This window comes from Geothermobacter hydrogeniphilus, from assembly GCF_002093115.1.
Classification (GTDB): Bacteria; Desulfobacterota; Desulfuromonadia; order Desulfuromonadales; family Geothermobacteraceae; genus Geothermobacter_A; species Geothermobacter_A hydrogeniphilus.
The window spans coordinates 192,108-211,296 of record NZ_NAAD01000003.1; the positions used below are offsets into that span (position 1 = coordinate 192,108).

At 56.6% G+C, this 19,189-nt stretch carries 19 protein-coding genes and 2 pseudogenes; 8 read left to right on the forward strand and 13 right to left on the reverse strand.

Annotation, left to right across the window (positions count from 1 at the left end; translation table 11 throughout):
• Positions 1-4: 4 nt before the first annotated feature.
• Complete coding sequence (locus tag B5V00_RS04335; RefSeq protein ID WP_085009532.1) at positions 5-991, reverse strand: DUF5655 domain-containing protein; 987 nt, start codon at positions 989-991, stop codon at positions 5-7.
• Between the two features lie 216 nt (positions 992-1,207).
• Positions 1,208-1,765 carry a hypothetical protein gene (locus B5V00_RS16840; protein WP_139800646.1) on the reverse strand — a complete coding sequence of 186 codons (558 nt, stop codon included), beginning with the start codon at positions 1,763-1,765 and terminating at the stop codon, positions 1,208-1,210.
• 140 nt (positions 1,766-1,905) lie between these two features.
• Here B5V00_RS16840 and B5V00_RS04340 point away from each other — a divergent pair, with 140 nt between their 5' ends.
• The 3 genes and pseudogenes from B5V00_RS04340 to B5V00_RS04355 all read left to right on the forward strand — a co-directional run bounded on the left by B5V00_RS04340 (position 1,906) and on the right by B5V00_RS04355 (position 4,927).
• Entirely contained in the window at positions 1,906-2,235 is a 330-nt protein-coding gene (locus tag B5V00_RS04340) for a transposase (protein WP_085009533.1), read from the forward strand.
• Between the two features lie 739 nt (positions 2,236-2,974).
• Positions 2,975-3,900 (forward strand): annotated as a pseudogene (locus tag B5V00_RS17500) (tyrosine-type recombinase/integrase).
• Entirely contained in the window at positions 3,878-4,927 is a 1,050-nt protein-coding gene (locus tag B5V00_RS04355) for an IS91 family transposase (protein WP_085009535.1), read from the forward strand. The pseudogene B5V00_RS17500 and the gene B5V00_RS04355 overlap by 23 nt, the downstream one beginning before the upstream one ends.
• Positions 4,928-5,192: 265 nt before the next feature.
• On the opposite strand, the gene B5V00_RS16850 is transcribed toward B5V00_RS04355, so the two are convergent.
• The 4 genes from B5V00_RS16850 to B5V00_RS04365 all read right to left on the reverse strand — a co-directional run bounded on the left by B5V00_RS16850 (position 5,193) and on the right by B5V00_RS04365 (position 6,957).
• Positions 5,193-5,654 (reverse strand): GIY-YIG nuclease family protein, encoded by a 462-nt coding sequence (locus B5V00_RS16850; protein ID WP_139800648.1) that lies wholly within the window; start codon positions 5,652-5,654, stop codon positions 5,193-5,195.
• 288 nt (positions 5,655-5,942) lie between these two features.
• Positions 5,943-6,146 (reverse strand): hypothetical protein, encoded by a 204-nt coding sequence (locus B5V00_RS16855; RefSeq protein WP_139800649.1) that lies wholly within the window; start codon positions 6,144-6,146, stop codon positions 5,943-5,945.
• Between the two features lie 189 nt (positions 6,147-6,335).
• On the reverse strand, positions 6,336-6,671 hold the full coding sequence (locus B5V00_RS04360; RefSeq protein WP_085009536.1) for a HepT-like ribonuclease domain-containing protein: 336 nt from the start codon (positions 6,669-6,671) through the stop codon (positions 6,336-6,338).
• A complete protein-coding gene (locus B5V00_RS04365) occupies positions 6,661-6,957 on the reverse strand; it encodes a nucleotidyltransferase family protein (RefSeq protein ID WP_085009537.1) in 297 nt (98 codons plus the stop codon). Before B5V00_RS04365 ends, B5V00_RS04360 begins: the two co-directional genes overlap by 11 nt.
• 233 nt (positions 6,958-7,190) lie before the next feature.
• Here B5V00_RS04365 and B5V00_RS04370 point away from each other — a divergent pair.
• Positions 7,191-7,283, forward strand: a pseudogene (locus B5V00_RS04370) (tyrosine-type recombinase/integrase); the annotation flags it as partial.
• A 219-nt stretch (positions 7,284-7,502) separates the two neighbouring features.
• On the opposite strand, the gene B5V00_RS04375 reads toward B5V00_RS04370, so the two are convergent.
• The 7 genes from B5V00_RS04375 to B5V00_RS04405 form a co-directional block, all read right to left on the reverse strand.
• Positions 7,503-7,934 (reverse strand): HEPN domain-containing protein, encoded by a 432-nt coding sequence (locus tag B5V00_RS04375; protein ID WP_085009538.1) that lies wholly within the window; start codon positions 7,932-7,934, stop codon positions 7,503-7,505.
• The gene (locus B5V00_RS17125) at positions 7,921-8,238 is read right to left on the reverse strand and encodes a nucleotidyltransferase domain-containing protein (protein ID WP_172399619.1); all 318 of its coding nucleotides are present in this window, start codon (positions 8,236-8,238) and stop codon (positions 7,921-7,923) included. The genes B5V00_RS04375 and B5V00_RS17125 overlap by 14 nt, the downstream gene beginning before the upstream one ends.
• Positions 8,239-8,516: 278 nt before the next feature.
• Complete coding sequence (locus tag B5V00_RS04385) at positions 8,517-9,242, reverse strand: ABC transporter ATP-binding protein (protein ID WP_085009540.1); 726 nt, start codon at positions 9,240-9,242, stop codon at positions 8,517-8,519.
• Positions 9,242-10,039, reverse strand: coding sequence for an ABC transporter ATP-binding protein (locus tag B5V00_RS04390; protein WP_085009541.1), 798 nt, complete (start codon positions 10,037-10,039; stop codon positions 9,242-9,244). The genes B5V00_RS04385 and B5V00_RS04390 overlap by 1 nt, the downstream gene beginning before the upstream one ends.
• A gap of 211 nt (positions 10,040-10,250) precedes the next feature.
• On the reverse strand, positions 10,251-11,264 hold the full coding sequence (locus B5V00_RS04395; protein ID WP_085009542.1) for a branched-chain amino acid ABC transporter permease: 1,014 nt from the start codon (positions 11,262-11,264) through the stop codon (positions 10,251-10,253).
• Between the two features lie 4 nt (positions 11,265-11,268).
• Positions 11,269-12,180 carry a branched-chain amino acid ABC transporter permease gene (locus B5V00_RS04400; protein WP_085009543.1) on the reverse strand — a complete coding sequence of 304 codons (912 nt, stop codon included), beginning with the start codon at positions 12,178-12,180 and terminating at the stop codon, positions 11,269-11,271.
• Positions 12,181-12,421: 241 nt separating this feature from the next.
• The gene (locus tag B5V00_RS04405; protein WP_085009544.1) at positions 12,422-13,591 is read right to left on the reverse strand and encodes an ABC transporter substrate-binding protein; all 1,170 of its coding nucleotides are present in this window, start codon (positions 13,589-13,591) and stop codon (positions 12,422-12,424) included.
• Between the two features lie 290 nt (positions 13,592-13,881).
• Here B5V00_RS04405 and priA point away from each other — a divergent pair, with 290 nt between their 5' ends.
• The 4 genes from priA (at position 13,882) to B5V00_RS04425 (ending at position 19,165) form a co-directional block, all read left to right on the forward strand.
• A complete protein-coding gene (gene priA / locus B5V00_RS04410) occupies positions 13,882-16,077 on the forward strand; it encodes a replication restart helicase PriA (RefSeq protein ID WP_085009545.1) in 2,196 nt (731 codons plus the stop codon).
• A 219-nt stretch (positions 16,078-16,296) separates the two neighbouring features.
• Positions 16,297-17,448: a murein transglycosylase A gene (mltA, locus tag B5V00_RS04415; RefSeq protein WP_085009546.1), complete on the forward strand. Its 1,152-nt coding sequence runs from the start codon at positions 16,297-16,299 to the stop codon at positions 17,446-17,448.
• A gap of 155 nt (positions 17,449-17,603) precedes the next feature.
• Complete coding sequence (locus B5V00_RS04420; protein ID WP_085009547.1) at positions 17,604-18,458, forward strand: HDOD domain-containing protein; 855 nt, start codon at positions 17,604-17,606, stop codon at positions 18,456-18,458.
• 83 nt (positions 18,459-18,541) lie between these two features.
• Complete coding sequence (locus B5V00_RS04425) at positions 18,542-19,165, forward strand: YqgE/AlgH family protein (RefSeq protein WP_085009548.1); 624 nt, start codon at positions 18,542-18,544, stop codon at positions 19,163-19,165.
• The last annotated feature ends 24 nt before the right edge of the window (positions 19,166-19,189 follow it).

The following is a 19,189-nucleotide window of genomic DNA, read 5'->3' on the forward strand; positions in this document are numbered from 1 at the left end:
GGACTTATTTTTCTGCAATAGCCTTGTAGGCTTGTTCAACTAGAGTAACTGCATAATCTATTTCTTTTTCAGAATGAATATTTAACACTCTGTCAAAAGTCCATGATGGTGTTCTTTTAATTTTTTTAGAAATTCCCTTTGTGTCCGAAAATATTGATTCATCTGTTTTTAAATTTATCTCCAAGCAGTCGTTCAGCACTTTTACTGTGCAGAAATTTTTTAATGATGAAATTTGGTAAGTTGTCCATTTTTTTCGATGTACTTCTTTTACTGACGGGGAAATACAGCAAATCTTATTTCCTAAATTTGTAAATAAATTTCGTAATTCAGTAGGCATTTTCTTAAGATGTTTTTCAACGGAAACAGTTTCCCATTTAAAGGTCCATTTTTTCGCTTCTTTTTCTAGTTCTTCCTTTGTGAATGATTTAAAAGAATGAACATGGTCGTCAGTGATCGCGCCGTTCTTTCGGTAGGTCTGAAAGGGGATTGCTTTTACTTCGCCGTGTTTTGATAAAAAATTCACAATTTCAAGCAAGGGGTTGGTTTCTTTCATTGGGTCTCCAACCTCATCAATAATAATAACAATTCCCCAGTTATTTACTATTGATCTTAAGCGTTTCTTATCTATTTTTTTTGATATTGGTAGATTGTTATAGAATTCACTGACTAATTTTTCAACAGTGTCTTTATTGTCTAAGGCCATAATGAAATTAGAAATTTGAGGAAGTATATGCTTTTTGATGCTATGGTTTATTAGCTCAACTTCGATCAGGAAAAGTTTGTCTTGGTTTAGGTCTATAATATATCCATCAGGAATTGTTCCAAATCCAGATTTGCTATTTATCTTCTTTTTAAGATCAAAATATACGGTATTGCTGCCAAATATTTCTGATGAATGTTCAACGATCATTCGTTCCAGTTCATTTTCGTTCTTGTATTTGTAGAGATGATAAGTTCCTTCTCTTGTTACTATCACTTGATTTTCTGACATGCTTTATTCCTTTTTAGTCGGTAGGTCTTTTATGTTTCAGTTATTGCCGGGCAGCTCGACCTGAAGAGGCCCACCTGAAGCGAAGATTTCTGGTTTGAGATGCCGATAGCGGGCCGCGTAAGATGCCGACCACCGCCAGCCAGTTGGTTTTGCGTTAACGGACTTTTTTGCTCTTGACGGCCGGGGGCCTGATAAGTGTTAGGCTTATTTTATTAATTACCATCTTAAGCCTATTCCGCCTGTGACTCCTCGTCTATTGTCGTATTCTACTTGCAAAGAAATTTTATTATTTACTGGAAAGTAACTCAATCCTCCACCAAACATGCCATTAAGTTCAGTTGATGAAGATTGTTCGTAGTACCATCCTGTAGCATTGGATTGCGCAAGGTCTACATTTTCTGAAACAGAAAAACCACCTAAAGCAAAAAGAAATAGCCCTTTATCTCTTATGATTTCCAAACCATATTTTCCGAAAAAAGCATATTCATTTCCTTTTTGCCTCGTTCCAAGATCTGTGTAATTACTGTGAGGTACCGGATATTCGAAGGTATCGGATGGGACATCGTCTGCATTGAATATAAAACCAAGCCCGAATGAAAGAAGCCGATTATTGGGCCTATCTGTTGTGACCCCGCCAATTTCGAGGGATAGATTAGCGGCCCCTGCATCACCGCCACTGCCGCCACCTATGGCAAAATAGCTTTGAGCAAATGAAACGGTCGGCAACGCAAAAAGTGCTACAACAACGGATACTACGGATGCAACTTTTTTCACAAATTTCTCCATTCTTTTAGTGTGAAGTAGAAACCCCCGTCCTCTGGACGGGGTCAGAGTCCTTTGGTTTTGCCAAAAGGGCTCATGGCAAACCATATTCAGATGTTGTTCCCGCAACAATCTGAACAGAAAGGAATGCCATGAGCCGTTTTCGGAAATTAACACATGCCATTTGGCACTGCCAGTATCACATTGTCTGGGTACCGAAATATCGCTTTCGGATTCTGGAAGACGAGTTGGCCCAGGAGGTTCGCGCGTGTATTCGGATATTCAGCGGACAAAGTCGTTCGGCGAGACGCATTTTAAAGAAACATCCCAAGTTGCGGAAGAAACGCTACTGGGGCAATCATTTTTGGGCACCCGGCTATTGTGTTGACACCGTCGGGCTAGATGCCGAGATGGTCAGGCGCTACGTGCGGTATCAAGAGCAGCGCGAGAAAGCGATCGAACAACAGCAACTTAAATTTTGACCCGATTGGACGTGGGAACAACGCCCCGGCTGCCCTCTTGGGGGGGGCTTTTTACTATCTTCTGTTTTTTCCTTTAATTCTCTTTTCTAATTTTTTGAATAATAAATTCGCAATTATAATCACGGCACCAAGGGCAACGATCTTGATGATATTTTGATGCATAACTTCCTTGAATGGTTCTAGATCTACCATTTTTATTCCTTTATTATTTTGTCATTTTGCAATTTAACGGTTCATGATAACCGACTGAGACGGGACGTTTAAACCAGTGGAGACCTTTTCTGTGGTCACACATGTATCAACAGTCCAGTTCATTAGATTGTTATGCGGACATGCTCTTGGTTGACTGAATAAAAGTTCGAAATTTCAATACTTGATTCGAAAATAGCATGTTGAACGAGTAAACTAATTGGCCAATTTTTCGATTGGCGATTGAACCATTCTATTTCTTCTTGAGAAAAACCTTTCAAACTACCTTGGTCCATGGATTTATTGATTGATTCAAAAAATAGGCAATTCATAACGGTTTGTGATAGCCGGCTGCGACGGGACGTTGAAACTAGTAGAGACCTTTACGAAAACCGCCCTTGTATCAACAGTCCGGTTGATTAGATGGTTGAACGAAGCCGCTAGCGCGGCGGAAAATACAAATTCACAATCAATCCTGATCACATCTCCAAGGTATAACTCCTTCTGAATGGCCCAATGCCGGGTCTCATTCTGACCGAAGGAGTTTACCATGGTCCTCTCTGAACAACGCCGCTTTGACAAACTGTATCAGCGCCACCTGCGGATGCTCAAGCTGCAGGGCAAGAGCCCCAAGACCATTGACGTTTATGCACGCGCGGTGCGGCGGGTTGCGAAACATTTTGACTGCTGCCCGGACCGGTTGACCCCGGAACAGCTGGAAGTCTACTTCGGTCGGCTGGTTGATTCGCATTCCTGGAGCACGGTCAAGGTCGATCGCAACGGCCTGCAATTCTTCTGGCGGCATGTACTCAAACTTGACTGGCAATGGGTCAACATCATCAAGCCGCCCAAGGTCCATACCATCCCCGATGTGCTGACGGTCCCCGAGGTCAATCGCCTGATCGGGACGGCCCGCAAGCTGCGCTACCGGGTGTTTTTCCTGACCTGCTATTCCATGGGCCTACGCCTGGAAGAGACCCTGTCGCTGCAAGTCGGCGATGTCGACGCAAAACTCAAGCGGGTGCATATCCGGCGCGGCAAGGGCTGCAAGGATCGCCTGGTTCCTTTGCCGAAGGTCACCTGCCACGCCTTGCGCAGTCTGTGGCGCACCCATCGTCATCCAACTCTGTTGTTCCCTTGCGCCCAGGGTTCGCCCGAGACCATCCGCCAGGCGAACACCCATATGGATCGCGGTGGCGCGCAAAAGACGATGAAGCTGCTGGTTTCAGCCTGCGGCATTAAAAAAAAATCTCAATCCACTCCCTGCGCCACAGTTTTGCCACCCATCTGCTTGAGCGCGGTCTGAGTCTGCGTCATATTCAGGAACTGCTCGGCCACGCCAGTCCCGTCACCACCGCCCGCTACGCGCATATGACCAGGCTGACAGAACAGGACTCTTTGGCCACCATCAACCAGCTGCTCGATTCCCTGCAGTTCACTTCGGGAGGCGATGATGAATCTGCTGGTTATCGCTGAGCAATTTCAAGATCGGCTTTTTGCCAAATACGCAGACAGGCTGCTTCCCTCTCACCGGCATGCGCTTCGGGCGATTTTGCGCTGCCGCACACCCGCTTCAGGTGAACTCCATGTGCGCTGCCCGGATTGTGGCCGCCACGAATGGCGACCGCTCTCCTGCGGTCACCGCAGTTGTCCGCAATGCCAGAATCATGAAGCGAGCCAGTGGCTCGACCGGCAACAGGCCAAACTGCTGCCGGTGTCTTACTTTATGGTGACTTTCACCTTGCCCTGTGAGCTCCGGGCTCTGGCCTGGAATTTCCAGTCAAAAACCTACGCCATGCTGTTCGCCTGCGCCATCGCCACTCTGAAAGATTTCGGCCTGAACCCCAAGCACCTCGGTGCCGACCTGGGGATGACGGCGGTGCTGCACACCCAGACCCGGCGCCTCGATTACCATCCGCACCTGCATGTCATTGTCCCCGGCGGCGGGATCGATAAACGCCGCCGGCAATGGAAAAAGCTCAAAGGGGGCTACCTGTTCAACGCATTCAATATTGCCAAGGTCTTTCGCGCCAAGTTTCTGGAGGTGATCAACAAGGCAGGCCTCAAACTCTCGGTCGGCGTTCGTGAAAAATGGGTGGTCGACTGCGAACATGTCGGCCAGGGGCTGCCAGCCCTGAAATATCTGTCCCGCTACCTGTATCGCGGCGTCATCAGTGAAAACAACATCCTCTCCTGCCGGGATGGCGAGGTCACCTTTCGCTACATCGAGAGCGAAACCGGCAACACCTGCACCCGCACCGTAAAAGGAGAAGATTTCCTGTGGCTGGTGCTGCAACACGTCCTGCCGCGCGGCTTTCGCCGGGTGCGTGATTATGGCTTTTTGCACGGCAACGCGAAAAAGGTTTTGAAGCTGGTGCAGCTGATTCTGCACGTCATGCTTGAGGCCAAGCCGCCCCGACCAAGACCGGTGATTCCGTGTCCCTGCTGCAGGACGGCGATGATCGTTACCGCTTTTCGACGACCGGCGTGGGCTTCTGGATAAGTCCGTCAACCGGCATCGTGTTGCGCCAACCCTCATAATGGAGGAACAGTCGTTTCTATGACCGCATAGCGGTGTGAATTTTTAGCCTCTCCAGCAGGTGAAGGCCCCCGCTCGCCTTCAAAAAAGTAGCAAAAAAGATCAACCCCTTAGAAACAAAAACTCAAATCGATATATTTGCTTTATCTCTATACCGGCCGGGCTTGTTCAACCACAGGATAAGATCGCGGCTCGTGCCTCGCGCTATCTATCCTTATTCGTTAGATATTTACTGGTCATCTCTTGAACCATGTTTTGGTCTTAGGCCAGACGGCCAAGTCCCATTTGCTAGAGGGATTGAACCATACATTTCATAAAATTTAGTGATTAGATCAGATTCAAGTGTGTTTGGATTCTGGGTTCCTCTAGTCGAATACCATGCGACGGTTGTTCCGAAAGAAGCACCAAATTGATATCTTGGCCACCAATATTTTTCCTCGTGATCATCAATTGCTTGGATAATGTACTTTTTATGATCTTTGATTCTTTTAAATAAATTTGATGATTGGCCAATGTAAAAAACAGGTGAACTTCCCCATGGATAGGTAAGCATTGATCCGTCAGAGGTTCCGAGAATGTATGCACCTGATACCTTAGGAATTGAATCCATAGTTTCACCGTCCTCAATCAGTTCTTCAATTCCATCCGGCCAACGTCTATCAATAAAAAATCGTAAGTGAAAATCTCTCATATTATTTCCTTGATATCTAACGAGGCTGTAGAAAAACCTTACTGCCTATTGTGATTGAAAAAAATGGCTTCGAAAATTGCTCTCAGATCGATTTTCTTCGTTCGTCGAATGGTTTTGTCACCCTAAATATTCATCAATTATTCTATCTTCGAGGTTTTTCTACAGCCTCAACGGTTAGTGATAACCGACTGCGACGGGACGCTGAAACTAGCAGAGACCTTTTCGAGAATCGCACATGTATTGACAGTTCGGTTGATTAAATTCCGTTAGGAGTATTTTTTAATATGTTTACTCAATAATTTGTGCGTTTGGGACACTACCTAGACGCATTTCAATGGAGGAGATAATGTCAAACTTAACTTCTCCTCCTTTTGTTTTTATAAAGTGGTTGCGAGCTTTGGTTCTTGCTTCCCCATCATTTGATGCAAGAACATTTGCTTCAAATATTTCATTAGTTTCATGGTCATGAATTTTAACGTGATAGTTCTTCATGACTTTACTCCTAAACAGGGATTAGGTGGAATCGGTTTTATCGGATAAAACGGATTCCGTGTTATTGGATATAGTGGAATGGCCCATAAGTTGTTCCAATAAGCCATTTATCGCACTGAAATATAATGTGATTCTGTGGCGGTTTGCCACGCGGATGTGATTTCATGTCCCCCTCCCATACTGCTTGCGCTAGAGCAACGATTTGATTTCTGATTCCAGGCCTGTCAGGTCGTGTTGCACTGTTTCCCAGACAATATCGAGGTCTACCCCGAAATATTCGTGAATCAGCTTATCTCGCATCCCGGCCATTTCAGCCCAGGGAACCTCGGGTGCCATTAATCTCGTTTCTGGCGGTATTTTTTTTGTCGCTTCGCCGATAACTTCGAGACTACGGATGACGGCATTAACTGTCTTTTTGTCCCCAGAAAAGGCTTTTTGATCCATCCCCTTGATAAAATTACGGATATCAACGATAGCATCGCAGATGTCCTGCAGATAGTCGCGCAAGTCCCTGTTATTGGACATATTTGACCTCGGCAAGAATCCGTTGACCGATATGGGGTTTCAGGGCTTTTCGGGTTACAAGATCGACCCGGCGGCCGAGCAGGGTGGATAATTCACGTTCAAGTCTTAAAAATTGGAAGAACCCGACGGGATGGGTGAACTCCACGAGAAGGTCGATATCGCTGGAAGGAGTCTGTTCACCACGGGAAAATGATCCGAACAGGCCCAGGCGTTCCACCCCGTAGGTTGTTTTAAGCTCATCGAGGTGTTGGCTCAGGGTCTTCTGAATGTCGAGCTGCTTGTCCATGCCTGCCCTTGGGAACGGCGGAAGCGGGTGCGGAAACAGATGAGACAGGTTTCACGATAAGTGAAATATTTCACCTTGTCAATCTTCCATTTGCCCGTAATCATGGTCTTTATTGCAAAGTTTCTGGTGCGGGAAGTGGCGCAGGGATCTGCCATGGAGGGCAAGCTATGACGAAATCAAAGACGTGCCGTAAGGGGGATGCCGGCGAATTCTGGCTGGTCGCCGTTCGCTGGGAACTGCTCGGTCACGCCGACGTCAAGACGACGATGATCTATACCCATGTGCTGAACAAGCCGGGTCTGGCGGTGAAGAGTCCGCTGGATTGAATAGCAGCCGGGCGCTGCGCTGATGGGAGATGGGAGATGGGAGATGGGAGATGGGAGATGGGAGATGGGAAGACATCCCCTTGGGGCTCATTTGAAGAGGTGGATTAATACCGCTGGAGGTTGGACGAACGGGGTGAGGGGACTGGCTCCGCAGGTGCCTGTCCCGCTGGTCGTGCTCTGGGGCAGTTCAGGTTTTATTAAGTGGAGCAATCGGGCAGATCACGAAGATCCCGAAAGACGCAAACCCGCCTGTTTTAAAGCTTCATGAACCAAAGCTGCGGTCTGCTCCGCTATGGCGATGGCTCTGACGGCTTCCTGGCGGCTGACGGGTTCATCTTCCCCGGGATAGCGGGTTGTTACGGCGTAGGGTGTCAATTCCTCGGCGTCAAGAAATTCATCCGGCCAGTCCCGGCAGGTTTGGCAAAGTTCGACCAGGCGGCTCAGGTTGTGGGTGAAGGGGAAGTCGACGCGGTTGCAGACGAGAAAGGCTTTCAGGTGCTTTTCCGCGCACTGTTGGGCATGGTAGGCGATGAGCCGGTAGGGAGCGGCTGACTTCATGGTGAGACCATGTCGAGCGAGCTGCAGATCTTCCTCTCCGTAGCTCAACCACTGCATCACCTTGTGACGGAGATCTGCGTCAGTGGCGGGCATAGAGTATTTTCCCTTCTTTCCAGGCGGGGCGGGCGATGGTTCCGGGGATCTCCTTGTCGCGTTCGAATTCTTCCGGGGTCAGAATGACGATGTCCCGGGCCAGCCCCATGCCGCGCAACGCACGGTCCATGCGTACCATGAGCCTGCGTCTGCTGCCGGTGATGTTTGTGATGACCAGCAGGTCGACGTCGCTGTTCGCATCGCAATCCCCGCGAGCTTGTGAGCCGAACAGGATGATCCGTTCCGGGTCGAAGTCCGCCGCGAGTTTTGCAACCGATTTTTGAATGACCGTGGGGTCCAACATCTTTGCCAGCCCTCCTGTCTTCTTTACAAAGTATAGGGGGGCATTGGAATTTTGGCAATGGTTTCCCCCACCCATGTGCTGCACAGGCCGGGCGCGGTGGTGAAGAGTCCGCTGGATTGAAAGGCCGGGCGCTGCGCTGATGGGAGATGAGAGATGGGAGATGTCCACCTGGCGCCAGACCCAGGCAACAAGAAAGGGCAGGTCCGCTATCGGCCTGCCCTTGTGATTTTCAACCATGCTTTTGCACCTCTCGTCTCACATCTCCCGTCTCCCTGCTCCTACCCGCCCAGATACGCCTTCCTCACCTCCGGATTGCCGGCCAGCTCTTCGCTGGTTCCGGACGCGGCGATGGTGCCGGTGTCGAGGACGTAGCCGCGGTGGGCGATGTCGAGGGCGAGCTTGGCGTTCTGCTCGACCAGCAGCAGGGTCATGCCCTCTTCGTTGAGCTTCTTCAGGGTGCGGAACAGTTCGTACTTGAGCACCGGCGCCAGGCCCATCGACGGCTCGTCGAGCATCAGCGCCCGGCAGCCGGTCATCAGCGCCCGGCCGACGGCGAGCATCTGCTGTTCGCCGCCGGAGAGCGATTCGCTGCGCTGCTTGCGGCGCTCGGCGAGGCGCGGGAAGAGGTCGAAGATGCGCTGGTAATCCTTGTCGAGGTCGGCATCCTTGTCGCGCGAGTAGGTCGCCAGTTCCAGGTTCTCCATCACCGTCAGGTTGCCGAAGATGTGGCGGCCCTCGGGAACCAGGGCGAGCTTGAGATTCTTGACCACATCGGAGGGCGCGGTGTTGAGGATCGATTCGCCCATGAAGCGGATGTCGCCGCCGACCACTTTGGGAGCTTCGGGCGGCGCCAGGCGGGCGATGCTGTAGAGGCTGGTGGTCTTGCCGGCACCGTTGGCGCCGATCAGGGTGACGATTTCCCCTTCCTTGACATTGAAGGAGATGCCGTGCAGCGCCTGGATATTGCCGTACTTGACCTCGAGGTTTTCAACTGAGAGCAGCATCAGATGTTGTCGTCTCCGAGGTAGGCGGTGATGACCGCCGGGTGGTTGCGGACCGTTTCGGGTGTGCCTTCGGCGATGGTCTGGCCGAAGTCGATGACCTTGATCTGTTCGCAGAGTTCCATCATCACGTCCATGTGATGTTCAATCATCCAGATGGTGACGTCGAAGCGGCCGTGAATCCAGCGCACCAGTCGGATCAGGTCCTTGACGTCGGACGAGTTGAGTCCGGCGGCCGGTTCGTCGAGCAGCAGCAACTGCGGGTGGCTGGAGAGGGCGCGGGCGATCTCCAGTTTGCGCTGGGTGCCGTAGGGCAGGTTCTTTGGATATTCGTTGGCGAAGCGCAACAGGTCGAAGACCTCCAGCAGTTCGCGTGCTTCCCGTTCGACTTCGTCCTCCCGCCGGCGGTAGCGGCCGCTGCGGGCAATGGCGTGGAAGAAACCGTAGCCGAGCCGGCCGTGCTGGGCGACGCGGATATTGTCGAGCACCGACATGTCGTTCCACAGGCGGATGTTCTGAAAGGTGCGCGCCACGCCGAGACCGGTGACCTGGTGCGGTTTCATCCCTTTGGTATTACTGCCGCAGACGAGGATATCTCCCTCGCTCGGCTGGTAGAAGCCGCTGACCAGGTTGAAAACAGTGGTCTTGCCGGCGCCGTTGGGACCGATCAGGCCGGCCAGCTCGCCATGATTGAGGGTGACGTTGAAATTGTTGACCGCCGTCAGGCCGCCGAAGCGCTGGGTCAGGCCGCGCACTTCGAGGACCGGGGCGGTGTTCGTATGTGTCTGCGTTTGGGTCATAGTGTCTTATTTCACCACGGAGCCACGGAGGGCACATTGCAGGGCAAAGAGAATTTTAACGGAGAGACAGGGCGAAGCAGAGGTGGGGAGCCCCCTTTGAATTTCAAACACCCTAAAGCTTTTTTCTTTTCTCCACGTCTTTTGCCTCTCAGCGACTCTGCGTTAAAAATGGCTTTTTCTTTGTTCTCTGTGCCTTAAGTGGTGAATCCTCTTACTTGAACTTGTAAAACTTCTTCAGCCAGGGGAACATGTCCCCCAGTTCCTTGTTGCCCATGATCCCCTCGGGGCGGAACTGCATGAGAATGATCAGCAGCAGCGGGATAACGACCCACTTGATGATCTGCAGCGGCCGCAGCGCTTCCAGCAGCAGGGTGAACAGCACCGCCGAGAGGATCGAGCCGGAGAGCGAGCCCATGCCGCCGAGATAGACCATCACCAGCGCCTCGGTCGACTTGAGGATGTTGAAGCTGCCGGGGTTGACGTAGCCGATGACATAGGCGAACAGGCCGCCGGCGATGCCGGCGACGCCGGAGGAGACCATGAAGCTGATGGTCTTGATCTTGTTGGTGTTGACGCTCATGATCTCGGCCGCGACCTCGTCCTGGCAGATCGCCGAAACGCCCTTGCCGAAGGTCGAGGAGAGATAACGGCGCAGCAGCCAGACCGAAAAGACGGTGAAGAGGAAGACCCAGATCGGCATCCATGGCAGGTAGGCGACATCCTCCATGGCGTTGATCACCCGCTTCATGCCCATGAAACCGCGCGAGCCGCCGATCACGCCGAGGTTCTCGATCACGCTGATGATGATGTAGTTGGCGGCGATGGTGATGATCGCCAGGTAGTCGCCACGGGTCTTGTAGCTCGGGATGGCGACCAGCAGTCCGGCCAGGGCCGCCGCCACGCCGCCGGCGAGGATCAGGAACGGAAAGGCGTAGATCGCCAGGGACGGATCGAGCAGCGGCGCGCCGAACACCTTGTCCTTGGCGAACAGCAGCACGCCGAGGATCGAACTGATATAGGCGCCGACGCACATGAAGCCGGCGTGGCCGCAGGAGAACTCGCCCATGTAGCCGTTGACCAGGTTGAGGCTGGTCGACATGATGATGTTGACGCCCATGAACATCAGCACCGAGAGGGTGTAGAGGCCGAGCATCTCTTCGTAGGCCATCCAGGTGATCAGGCCGCCGGTGAGGATCAGGATGATATGGAAGGTATAACGGAACATAAATTCAGATCTTCGTTGTTTTCGCCACCCCGAACAGTCCGGTCGGCTTCCAGGTCAGGATCGCCAGCAGCACGGTGAAGGCGATCAGGTCGCGGAACGTCGAGGGGAAGAAGGCGACCACCATGATTTCCACCGCGCCGAGCAGGAAGCCGCCGATGAAGGCGCCGCGGATATCGCCGATGCCGCCGACCACGGCGGCGATGAACGCCTTCCAGCCGATCAGTGCCCCCATGTAGGGCTCCAGTACCGGGTAGCTCATGGCGAACAGGATGCCGGCCAGCCCGGCGAAGGCGGAGCCGAGGACGAAGGTGACGACGATGATGTTGTCCATCGGGATACCCATCAGCGGCACCGCGAACTTGTCATAGGAAATGGCGCGCATCGCCATGCCGACCCTGGTGCGGGTGACCACCCAGTGCAGAAAGGCGAACACCAGGAAGGCGGAGATGATGACGGCGATTTTCAGGTTGGTGAAGCTGACCCCGCCGATGGTGTAGACGGTTTCGTGAATCAGCGGCGGGAAGGCCTTGCGGCTGGCGCCAAGAATCGCCAGGTTGCCGTTTTCGAGGATCAGCCCGGCCATCAGCGCGGTGATGACCACGTACAGGCGGTGGGCGCCCTTGCGCCGCAGCGGCCGGTAGGCGATCCGTTCGAGGGTGACGCCGACCAGCGAGGTCAGCACCATGGTCGCCGGGATGGTCAGCGCCAGCGCCGCCCAGCCCGGCATCCCGAGGGTGGTGAGGGCGAAGCTGGCGACGAAGAAGGCGATGTAGGCGCCGACCATGAAAATATCGCCGTGGGCGAAGTTGATCAGGGTCAGTACCCCGTAGACCAGGGTGTAGCCGAGGGCAATGAGGGCATAGAAGCTGCCCCACTGCAGGGCGTTGATGACGTTTTGAAGTATGGAAGCGAGCATGTTGTCCAGCGGCTGAGGAAAGTGCACCACCTGCTGCGTTACGCTTGCCCGGACCCCTTCGACGTACCCCTGGTACGCCTCAGGCTTCCGGTCTGCGCAAGCCTTGCATCCGGTACCCTTTACTCAGCCGTTCACCGTTTCGTTGGAAGTCAACATCAATTCAGGAAAGCCCGGTGGGCCGGGCAACCGACCCACCGGGTTGTAACTTTTTTCCGGTCGTTTTGTCAAATCAATCGTGGTTTTATTCCGGGCAAACCGATTCCTTGAACTCGAAATCGCCCTTCTGGCTGATCTGCACCACCACGGCGCACTTGACCGGGTCGCCCTGCTCGTCGAACTTCATGTTGCCGGTGATGCCGGCGAAGCTCTTGATGGCGGCGATGCCGTCACGCACGGCCTTGCGGTCGCGACGCAGCTTGCCGGTCAGTTTGCCGGCGTTCTGGATGCCCTTGAGGACGACGCGGGTGGCGTCCCAGGTCAGGGCGGCGACGTCATCCGGGGTGTAGCCGTATTTCTTGGTGTAGCGGTCGATGAATTCCTTGGTGGCGCCCTTGGCGCCGGCGGCGGCGTAATGGGTCGAGAAGTGCAGGCCCTTGCAGTCGTCGCCGCAGAGGGTCATCAGTTCGGAGGAACCCCAGGCGTCGGAGCCCATGAACTCACCCTTGTAGCCGAGCTTGCGGGCCTGCGGCACGATCAGCGCGACCTGGTTGTAGTTGTCCGGGACGAAGATGAAGTCCGGCTTGGTGGCAATGATCTTGGTCAGCTGGGCGGAGAAATCCTGGTCCTTGGTGCCGTGGGATTCGAAGGCGAGGACGGTGCCCTTGCCCATCTTCTTTTCGAACACGTCGCGGAAGATCTCGGCCAGGCCCTTGGAATAGTCGTTGGAGAGATCGTAGAGCACCGCCGCGGTCTTGGCGTGGAAGGTCTTGACGGCGAAGTTTACGGCTACCGGACCCTGGAAGGGGTCGAGGAAGGCGGCCCGGAAGACCCAGGGACGATCGTAGGTGGTGTCCGGGTTGGTCGACCAGGGGCTGATCATGACGGTCTGGTTGTCGTCGGCGACCTGGCCGGCGGGAACCGCCTGTTTCGAGGAGTTGGGGCCGATCATTGCCAGTACCTGGTCCTTCTCGATCAGTTTCAGGGCGGTGGTGACGGCCGACTCGGCCTTGGCCTCGTTGTCCTCGTAGATGAATTCGAGCATGTATTTCTTGCCGCCGACGTCGAGACCGCCGGCGCCGTTGATGTCGGCCTTGAGCATTTCAGCGGAGAGTTTCGAGGATTCGCCGACCTTGGGGATATCTCCGGTCAGCGGGATGTTGAAGCCGATCTTGATGGTGTCGGCGGCCCAGGCCGGAGCGGTCAGCAACAGGGCGAGGGTGGTCAGCAACAGGGCGAATGTTCCTTTTTTCATCGTCTCCTCCTACAGGTGATGGGGATACAGGCGCCGCGACCATCCGGTCGCGAAACATCTGCGGAAAAAACACTGAAGTCGTTGCGGAGCTGCCGGCCGAGAAGGGTTCTCTTCCGGACAATGGGAGTAATGTACACCATTTATCAGGGTTATGGGATACAAAAAAAGCGCTATTTTGGTTTTTTTAAAAAAATGTTTGATTTTCCCGGCCGCTGCTTTGCGTGGCCGGATTCCGGATAAGTATTCTTGCCGGTGGCCGGGACGGAGCGATTGCGTTAAGATGTCAGACCATGTCCGATGCCTGCCTGATTGCCGAAGTCGCGGTGGCCGCGCCGCTGAAGAAAACCCTGTCCTACCTGGTTCCGCCCGAACTGGCCGTCGCGGCCCGTATCGGGGTGCGGTTGCGGGTGCCCCTCGGACGTCGCCGGGCGGTCGGTTTCCTGCTCGAACTGAGCCGCGGCAGCGGCGAAGGGCTCAAGGCGATCGCCGAGGTGCTGGATGACGAGCCGCTTTTCCCGCCCGCGCTGATTCCCCTGTTTCGTCGTGCCGCCGGCTATTACCTGCACCCCCTCGGCCAGGTGATCGCCACCGCGCTGCCGGCCGGTCTTTCCGGACGCGGCAGCGCGCCGCCGATCCTGCGTGAAACCCTCTATGCGCCGACGGAAGATGAGAGCGAGCCGCCCGGCCGTCGGCAGCGGCAGATTCTCGACTGCATCCGCCAGGCGAAAGAGGTCAGCCTGACGGAACTGCGCTCCCGCTTCGACGCTCCCCACGCGCCGTTGAAACGCCTGCTTGAGTTGGGGTTGATCAGTGCCCGGCAGCAGGAACGGCTGCGCGACCCTTTTCTGTCCTGGCCGCTGCAGCCGGAAACGCCGCCCGAACCGGCTCCGGCGCAGTTGCGGGTGCTGGAACAGTTGCGCCCGCTCCTGGAGCAGGGCGGTTTCCGCTCCGCGCTGCTGCACGGGGTGACCGGCAGCGGCAAGACCGAAGTCTACCTGCGGGCGATCGAAACGGTTCTCGAGCGCGGTCGCCAGGCGCTGGTGCTGGTTCCGGAAATCGCCCTGACCCCGCAGCTGGTGGGTCGTTTCCGCAATCGCTTCACCGGTCGGGCGAAAATCAGCGTGCTGCATTCCGGTCTCTCCGACGGTGAACGCTATGACGCCTGGCGGAATGTGGCCCGCGGTGAGGCCGATATCGTCATCGGCGCGCGCTCGGCGATCTTCGCGCCGATGCCGGAGCCGGGACTGATCATCGTCGACGAGGAGCATGAGACGAGTTACAAACAGTCGGAAGGGTTTCGCTACAACGCCCGCGACCTGGCGTTGCTGCGCGGTCAGCAGCAGGGGGTGCCGGTGCTGCTCGGCAGCGCCACCCCGGCGTTGCCGAGCTATCGCCGCGCTCTCGACGGGGAGGCGTTGCTGCTGCATCTGCCGGGGCGGGCCGCCGGTCAGCCGCTGCCCGAGGTGGAGCTGATCGACATGACCGCCACTCCTTTCAGAACCCTGCTTTCCGATCCCCTGGCCGGGGCCCTGGAAGCCAACCTGCAACGCGGTGAGCAGAGCCTGGTGCTGCTCAACCGCCGCGGCTTCGCTCCCTACCTGCTGTGTGCCGACTGTGGGCAGGATTTTCGTTGTCCGAACTGCGAGATCAGTCTCACCTATCACCGCGGCCGGCTGCTGCTGCGCTGTCATTACTGCGATTACCAGCTGCCGCCGCCGGAATCCTGTCCGCGCTGCGGCGGCAGTCAGCTCGATCCGGAAGGGGCCGGCACCGAGCGTCTCGAACTGGAACTCAAGGAGCGTTTTCCCGAGGCGCGGCTGGCGCGCATGGACCGGGATACGACCACCGCCCGGGGAGCGCATCGCCGGTTCATGGAACGGATGCTGGCCGGCGAGATCGATATCCTGGTCGGCACCCAGATGATCGCCAAGGGGCATGATTTCCCCGGCGTCACCCTGGTCGGGGTGGTCAATGCCGACGCGACCCTCAATTTTCCCGATTTCCGCGCCGGGGAGCGGACCTTCGCCCTGCTCTCCCAGGTGGCCGGGCGGGCCGGACGGGGGACGCTGCCCGGGCGGGTGCTGATCCAGACCTACGCGCCGGAGCACTATGCCCTGCAGCATGCCGCCAGCCATGATTATGCCGGTTTCTACCGCCAGGAGCTGGCCCTGCGCCGTGAACTCGGCTATCCCCCCTACGGCTTCCTGGCCAACCTGGTGCTCAGCGGCAACGATCCGCAGCGGGTTGAACGGGCGGCTCGGGAGCTTGCCGGACGGCTGCTGCCGTTGCCGCCCGGTGCCGAGCTGCTTGGCCCGGTGCCCTGCCTGCTGGCGAAACTGCGCGGCAAGGCGCGGATGCAGATCCTGCTCAAGGCGGCCCAGCGACCCGCGTTGCGCCGCGCCCTCGATCGTTTCGAGCAGCTCTCCCGCCCGGTGCCGAACGGGGTGGCGCTGGCGGTCGATGTCGACCCGGTGGATATGTTTTAGCCGGCTGAGTAAAAACGCCCATCTGCGGCGTTGCCCGCCCCCCTGCGTCAACGACGTACCTTCCGGTACGCCTTGTTCCGCAGGGTTGCGGCCGCCTTGCATCTGGACATTTTTGCTCAGCCGTGAAACCAGCGGAGGCAGGCGTTGCCGGGGACTGGCCTGTCCCCGTGGGCCCGTTCGTGGGCTGCCTGGTTCCCCCCTGGCTGAAAGATGGTACGGATGAAAAAAATATCCTGGTTCAGTCTGCTGTTGTCCCTGTTGCTGCTGGCGGCCTGCGTCAAGGCGCCGCCGGAGAAGCCGCCGGCGGCCCCGGCGGCGGTGCCGGTCGACTGGTCCGACGTGGCGGGCTGGCTGCGGGACGATCCGCGGCCGGCGCTGGAGGTGTTCAGACGGGGCTGCGGCGCCCTGCGCTGGCGGAGCGGCTGGGAGCAGGTCTGTGCCCGCCTGTCCGAGCTGGAGAACCCCACCGAGGCCGATGCCCGGCAGTTCTTCCGGACCTGGTTCCAGCCCTGGCGGCTGCAGCAGGAGGACGGCAGCGCGACCGGTCTGCTGACCGGTTACTATGTTCCCGATCTGCGCGGCAGCCGCACGCCGGATGAGCGCTACCGTTACCCCCTCTACGCGGTGCCCGATGACCTGCTGGTGATCGATCTCGGCGATCTCTACCCGGAACTCGGCAGTTACCGGTTGCGTGGCCGGCTCGATGGGCGGCGGGTGGTTCCGTACTGGGACCGGGCGGCGATCGACGCCCATCCCGAGCGGCTGGTCGGCAAGGAACTGTTCTGGGTCGATGACCCGGTTGAACTCTTCTTTCTGCAGATCCAGGGGTCGGGCCGGATCCTGCTGCCGGACGGTGAACGGGTGATGGTCAACTATGCCGACCAGAACGGCCATCCCTACCGGTCGATCGGCAAATTGCTGCTGGAGAAGGGGGCCATGACCCGGGAGCAGATGTCGATGCAGAATATCCGTGCCTGGGCGCGCCGCCATCCCGACCAGGTTGCCGCGCTGCTGGAAGAAAATCCGAGCTATGTTTTTTTTCGGGAACTCGGCCCCGAGTTTCAGAGTCCGCCCGGCGCTCTCGGCATCCCGCTGACGCCCGAACGCAGCCTGGCGGTCGACCCCCGTTTCGTGCCCCTGGGAGCGCCGCTGTTTGTCGCCACCACCTGGCCGGTCGGTGATGCCCCGCTGTGGCGGCTGATGGTCGCCCAGGATACCGGCGGCGCCATCAAGGGGCGGGTGCGGGCCGATTTTTTCTGGGGCATGGGGGCTGAAGCCGGCGCCCTGGCCGGCCGCATGAAGCAGGATGTCCGCCTCTGGCTGCTGCTGCCGCGAGACGTGACGCCGCCGTCGGTCAAGGGTGAAAAGTGAGCGGTGGACAGGACTCCGGGGACAGTCCCCCTCCCTCAAGTGGACAGTCCCCTTGGTTTTGTGAACGCCTGTTTTGATATGGACAAAAATCTTTTAAGTTTCTGTTCCGCAGGTCGATATGAGTGATAGACCCTTTTACGAGTGAGGTTTCCACTATGGGTACTGACCTGCAGGCTGTCGTCAATGCCATTGGAGATTTGCCGCCAATGCCGGTGGTTGCGGTCAAGGTTCTTGACTTGCTGCAGAAACCGACCACCACGGCCGACAAACTGGCCGAAACCATATCCAGCGACCAGGCGGTTTCCGCCCGGGTACTGAAAATAGCCAATTCCTCTTTCTACAGTTTGCGTCGCCAGGTGACGACTCTGGAACACGCGATTGTCATCATGGGGGAAAAAACCCTCAAGAGCCTGGTGCTGGCATCGAGCCTGAAGGGGATCAACAAGTCCTTCGGGCTGATGGAGAAGATGCTCTGGGAGGATTCCCTCGGCTGCGCCATCGGCTCGCGCATGACCGCTCTCTGGTTCAAGTCGGCCGATCCCGAGGAGGCTTTCCTCGCCGGTCTTTTTCGGCACATCGGCAAGATGATGCTGAACAACGTCGATGCCGAAAGTTTCCGTCGCGTTCTTGAGGGGGTCTACAACGGCGAGGGCAGTGAAGACGAGCTCGAAGCCCAGTATTTCCCCTTCGGCCATGCGGTGGTCGGCGAGGCGGTGCTGGACAAGTGGAATTTTTCCGCCGATATGACGGAAGTGACCCGGTATCATGACAACATCGACCAGATTGACGCCGTCGAAGAACCGGAGCGTTATCGTCTGGCGGCGACCGTCAACCTGGCCGACGCCATGTGCCGGAAGCTCGGCATCGGTCGCCGGGAACCGGAACCGGACCTGGAACTGTCCCTGACGCCGGGGGGCAGGGCCCTGAAGGTCGAGCCGGACCAGGCCGAGCAACTGCTGGAAGAATTCCGTGCCTTCTTCGAAAAGGAACGCGACACTTTTCTTGCCTGATCCCGGGATTCCCGGTCGGACAGTCCCTTCTTCGGCACGGTGTGGTAAAGTGAAACCGTTACCCCCGCCCGAGGAGAACCCGCATGTCCGTTCGTTACCTGCTTGCCGTACTGCTGTTGAGCGTCCTGCTCTGTCCAGCCCCGGCGGTTGCCCTCGATCCCGCTCCGGGTCGGCTGCTGGTGGCCCGCCAGGGGCTGAAAGATCCGCGTTTCCAGAAAACCGTTATCCTGCTTCTCAGGCATGACGACCAGGGCAGCGTCGGCCTGATCCTCAATCGCCCGACCCGCTTCAGCCTGGCCCGGTCCTTCCCCCAGTTCGACAAGGTTTTCTCCGGTCTGCGCGGGGCCCTCTGGCTGGGGGGGCCGGTGTCGCCGCGCTCCGCCCTGGTGCTGCTGGAAAGTGACAGTCCCCCGCCGGGGTCGCGGCCGGTTTTCGGCCGGGTCCACGTCACCGGCGTGCGGCAGCTGGTTCTCTGGCTGCAGGCGGACCACCATCAGGAACGGTTTCGGGTCTATGCCGGTTCGGCCGGATGGGCGCCGGGGCAGTTGGAGGCTGAACTGCGACGGGGAGACTGGGATGTGGCGCCAGCCACCGAGGAGACGATCTTCGGCCGTAATCCGCACCGCCAGTGGCAGCAGGAGCAGGATCTGCGGCCGCTGCTGATCCGGCTGTGGAGCCCGGTCCCGCGGCAACTGTTTTCAGGGTAAGGACAACGCCGCAGATGGACGTTT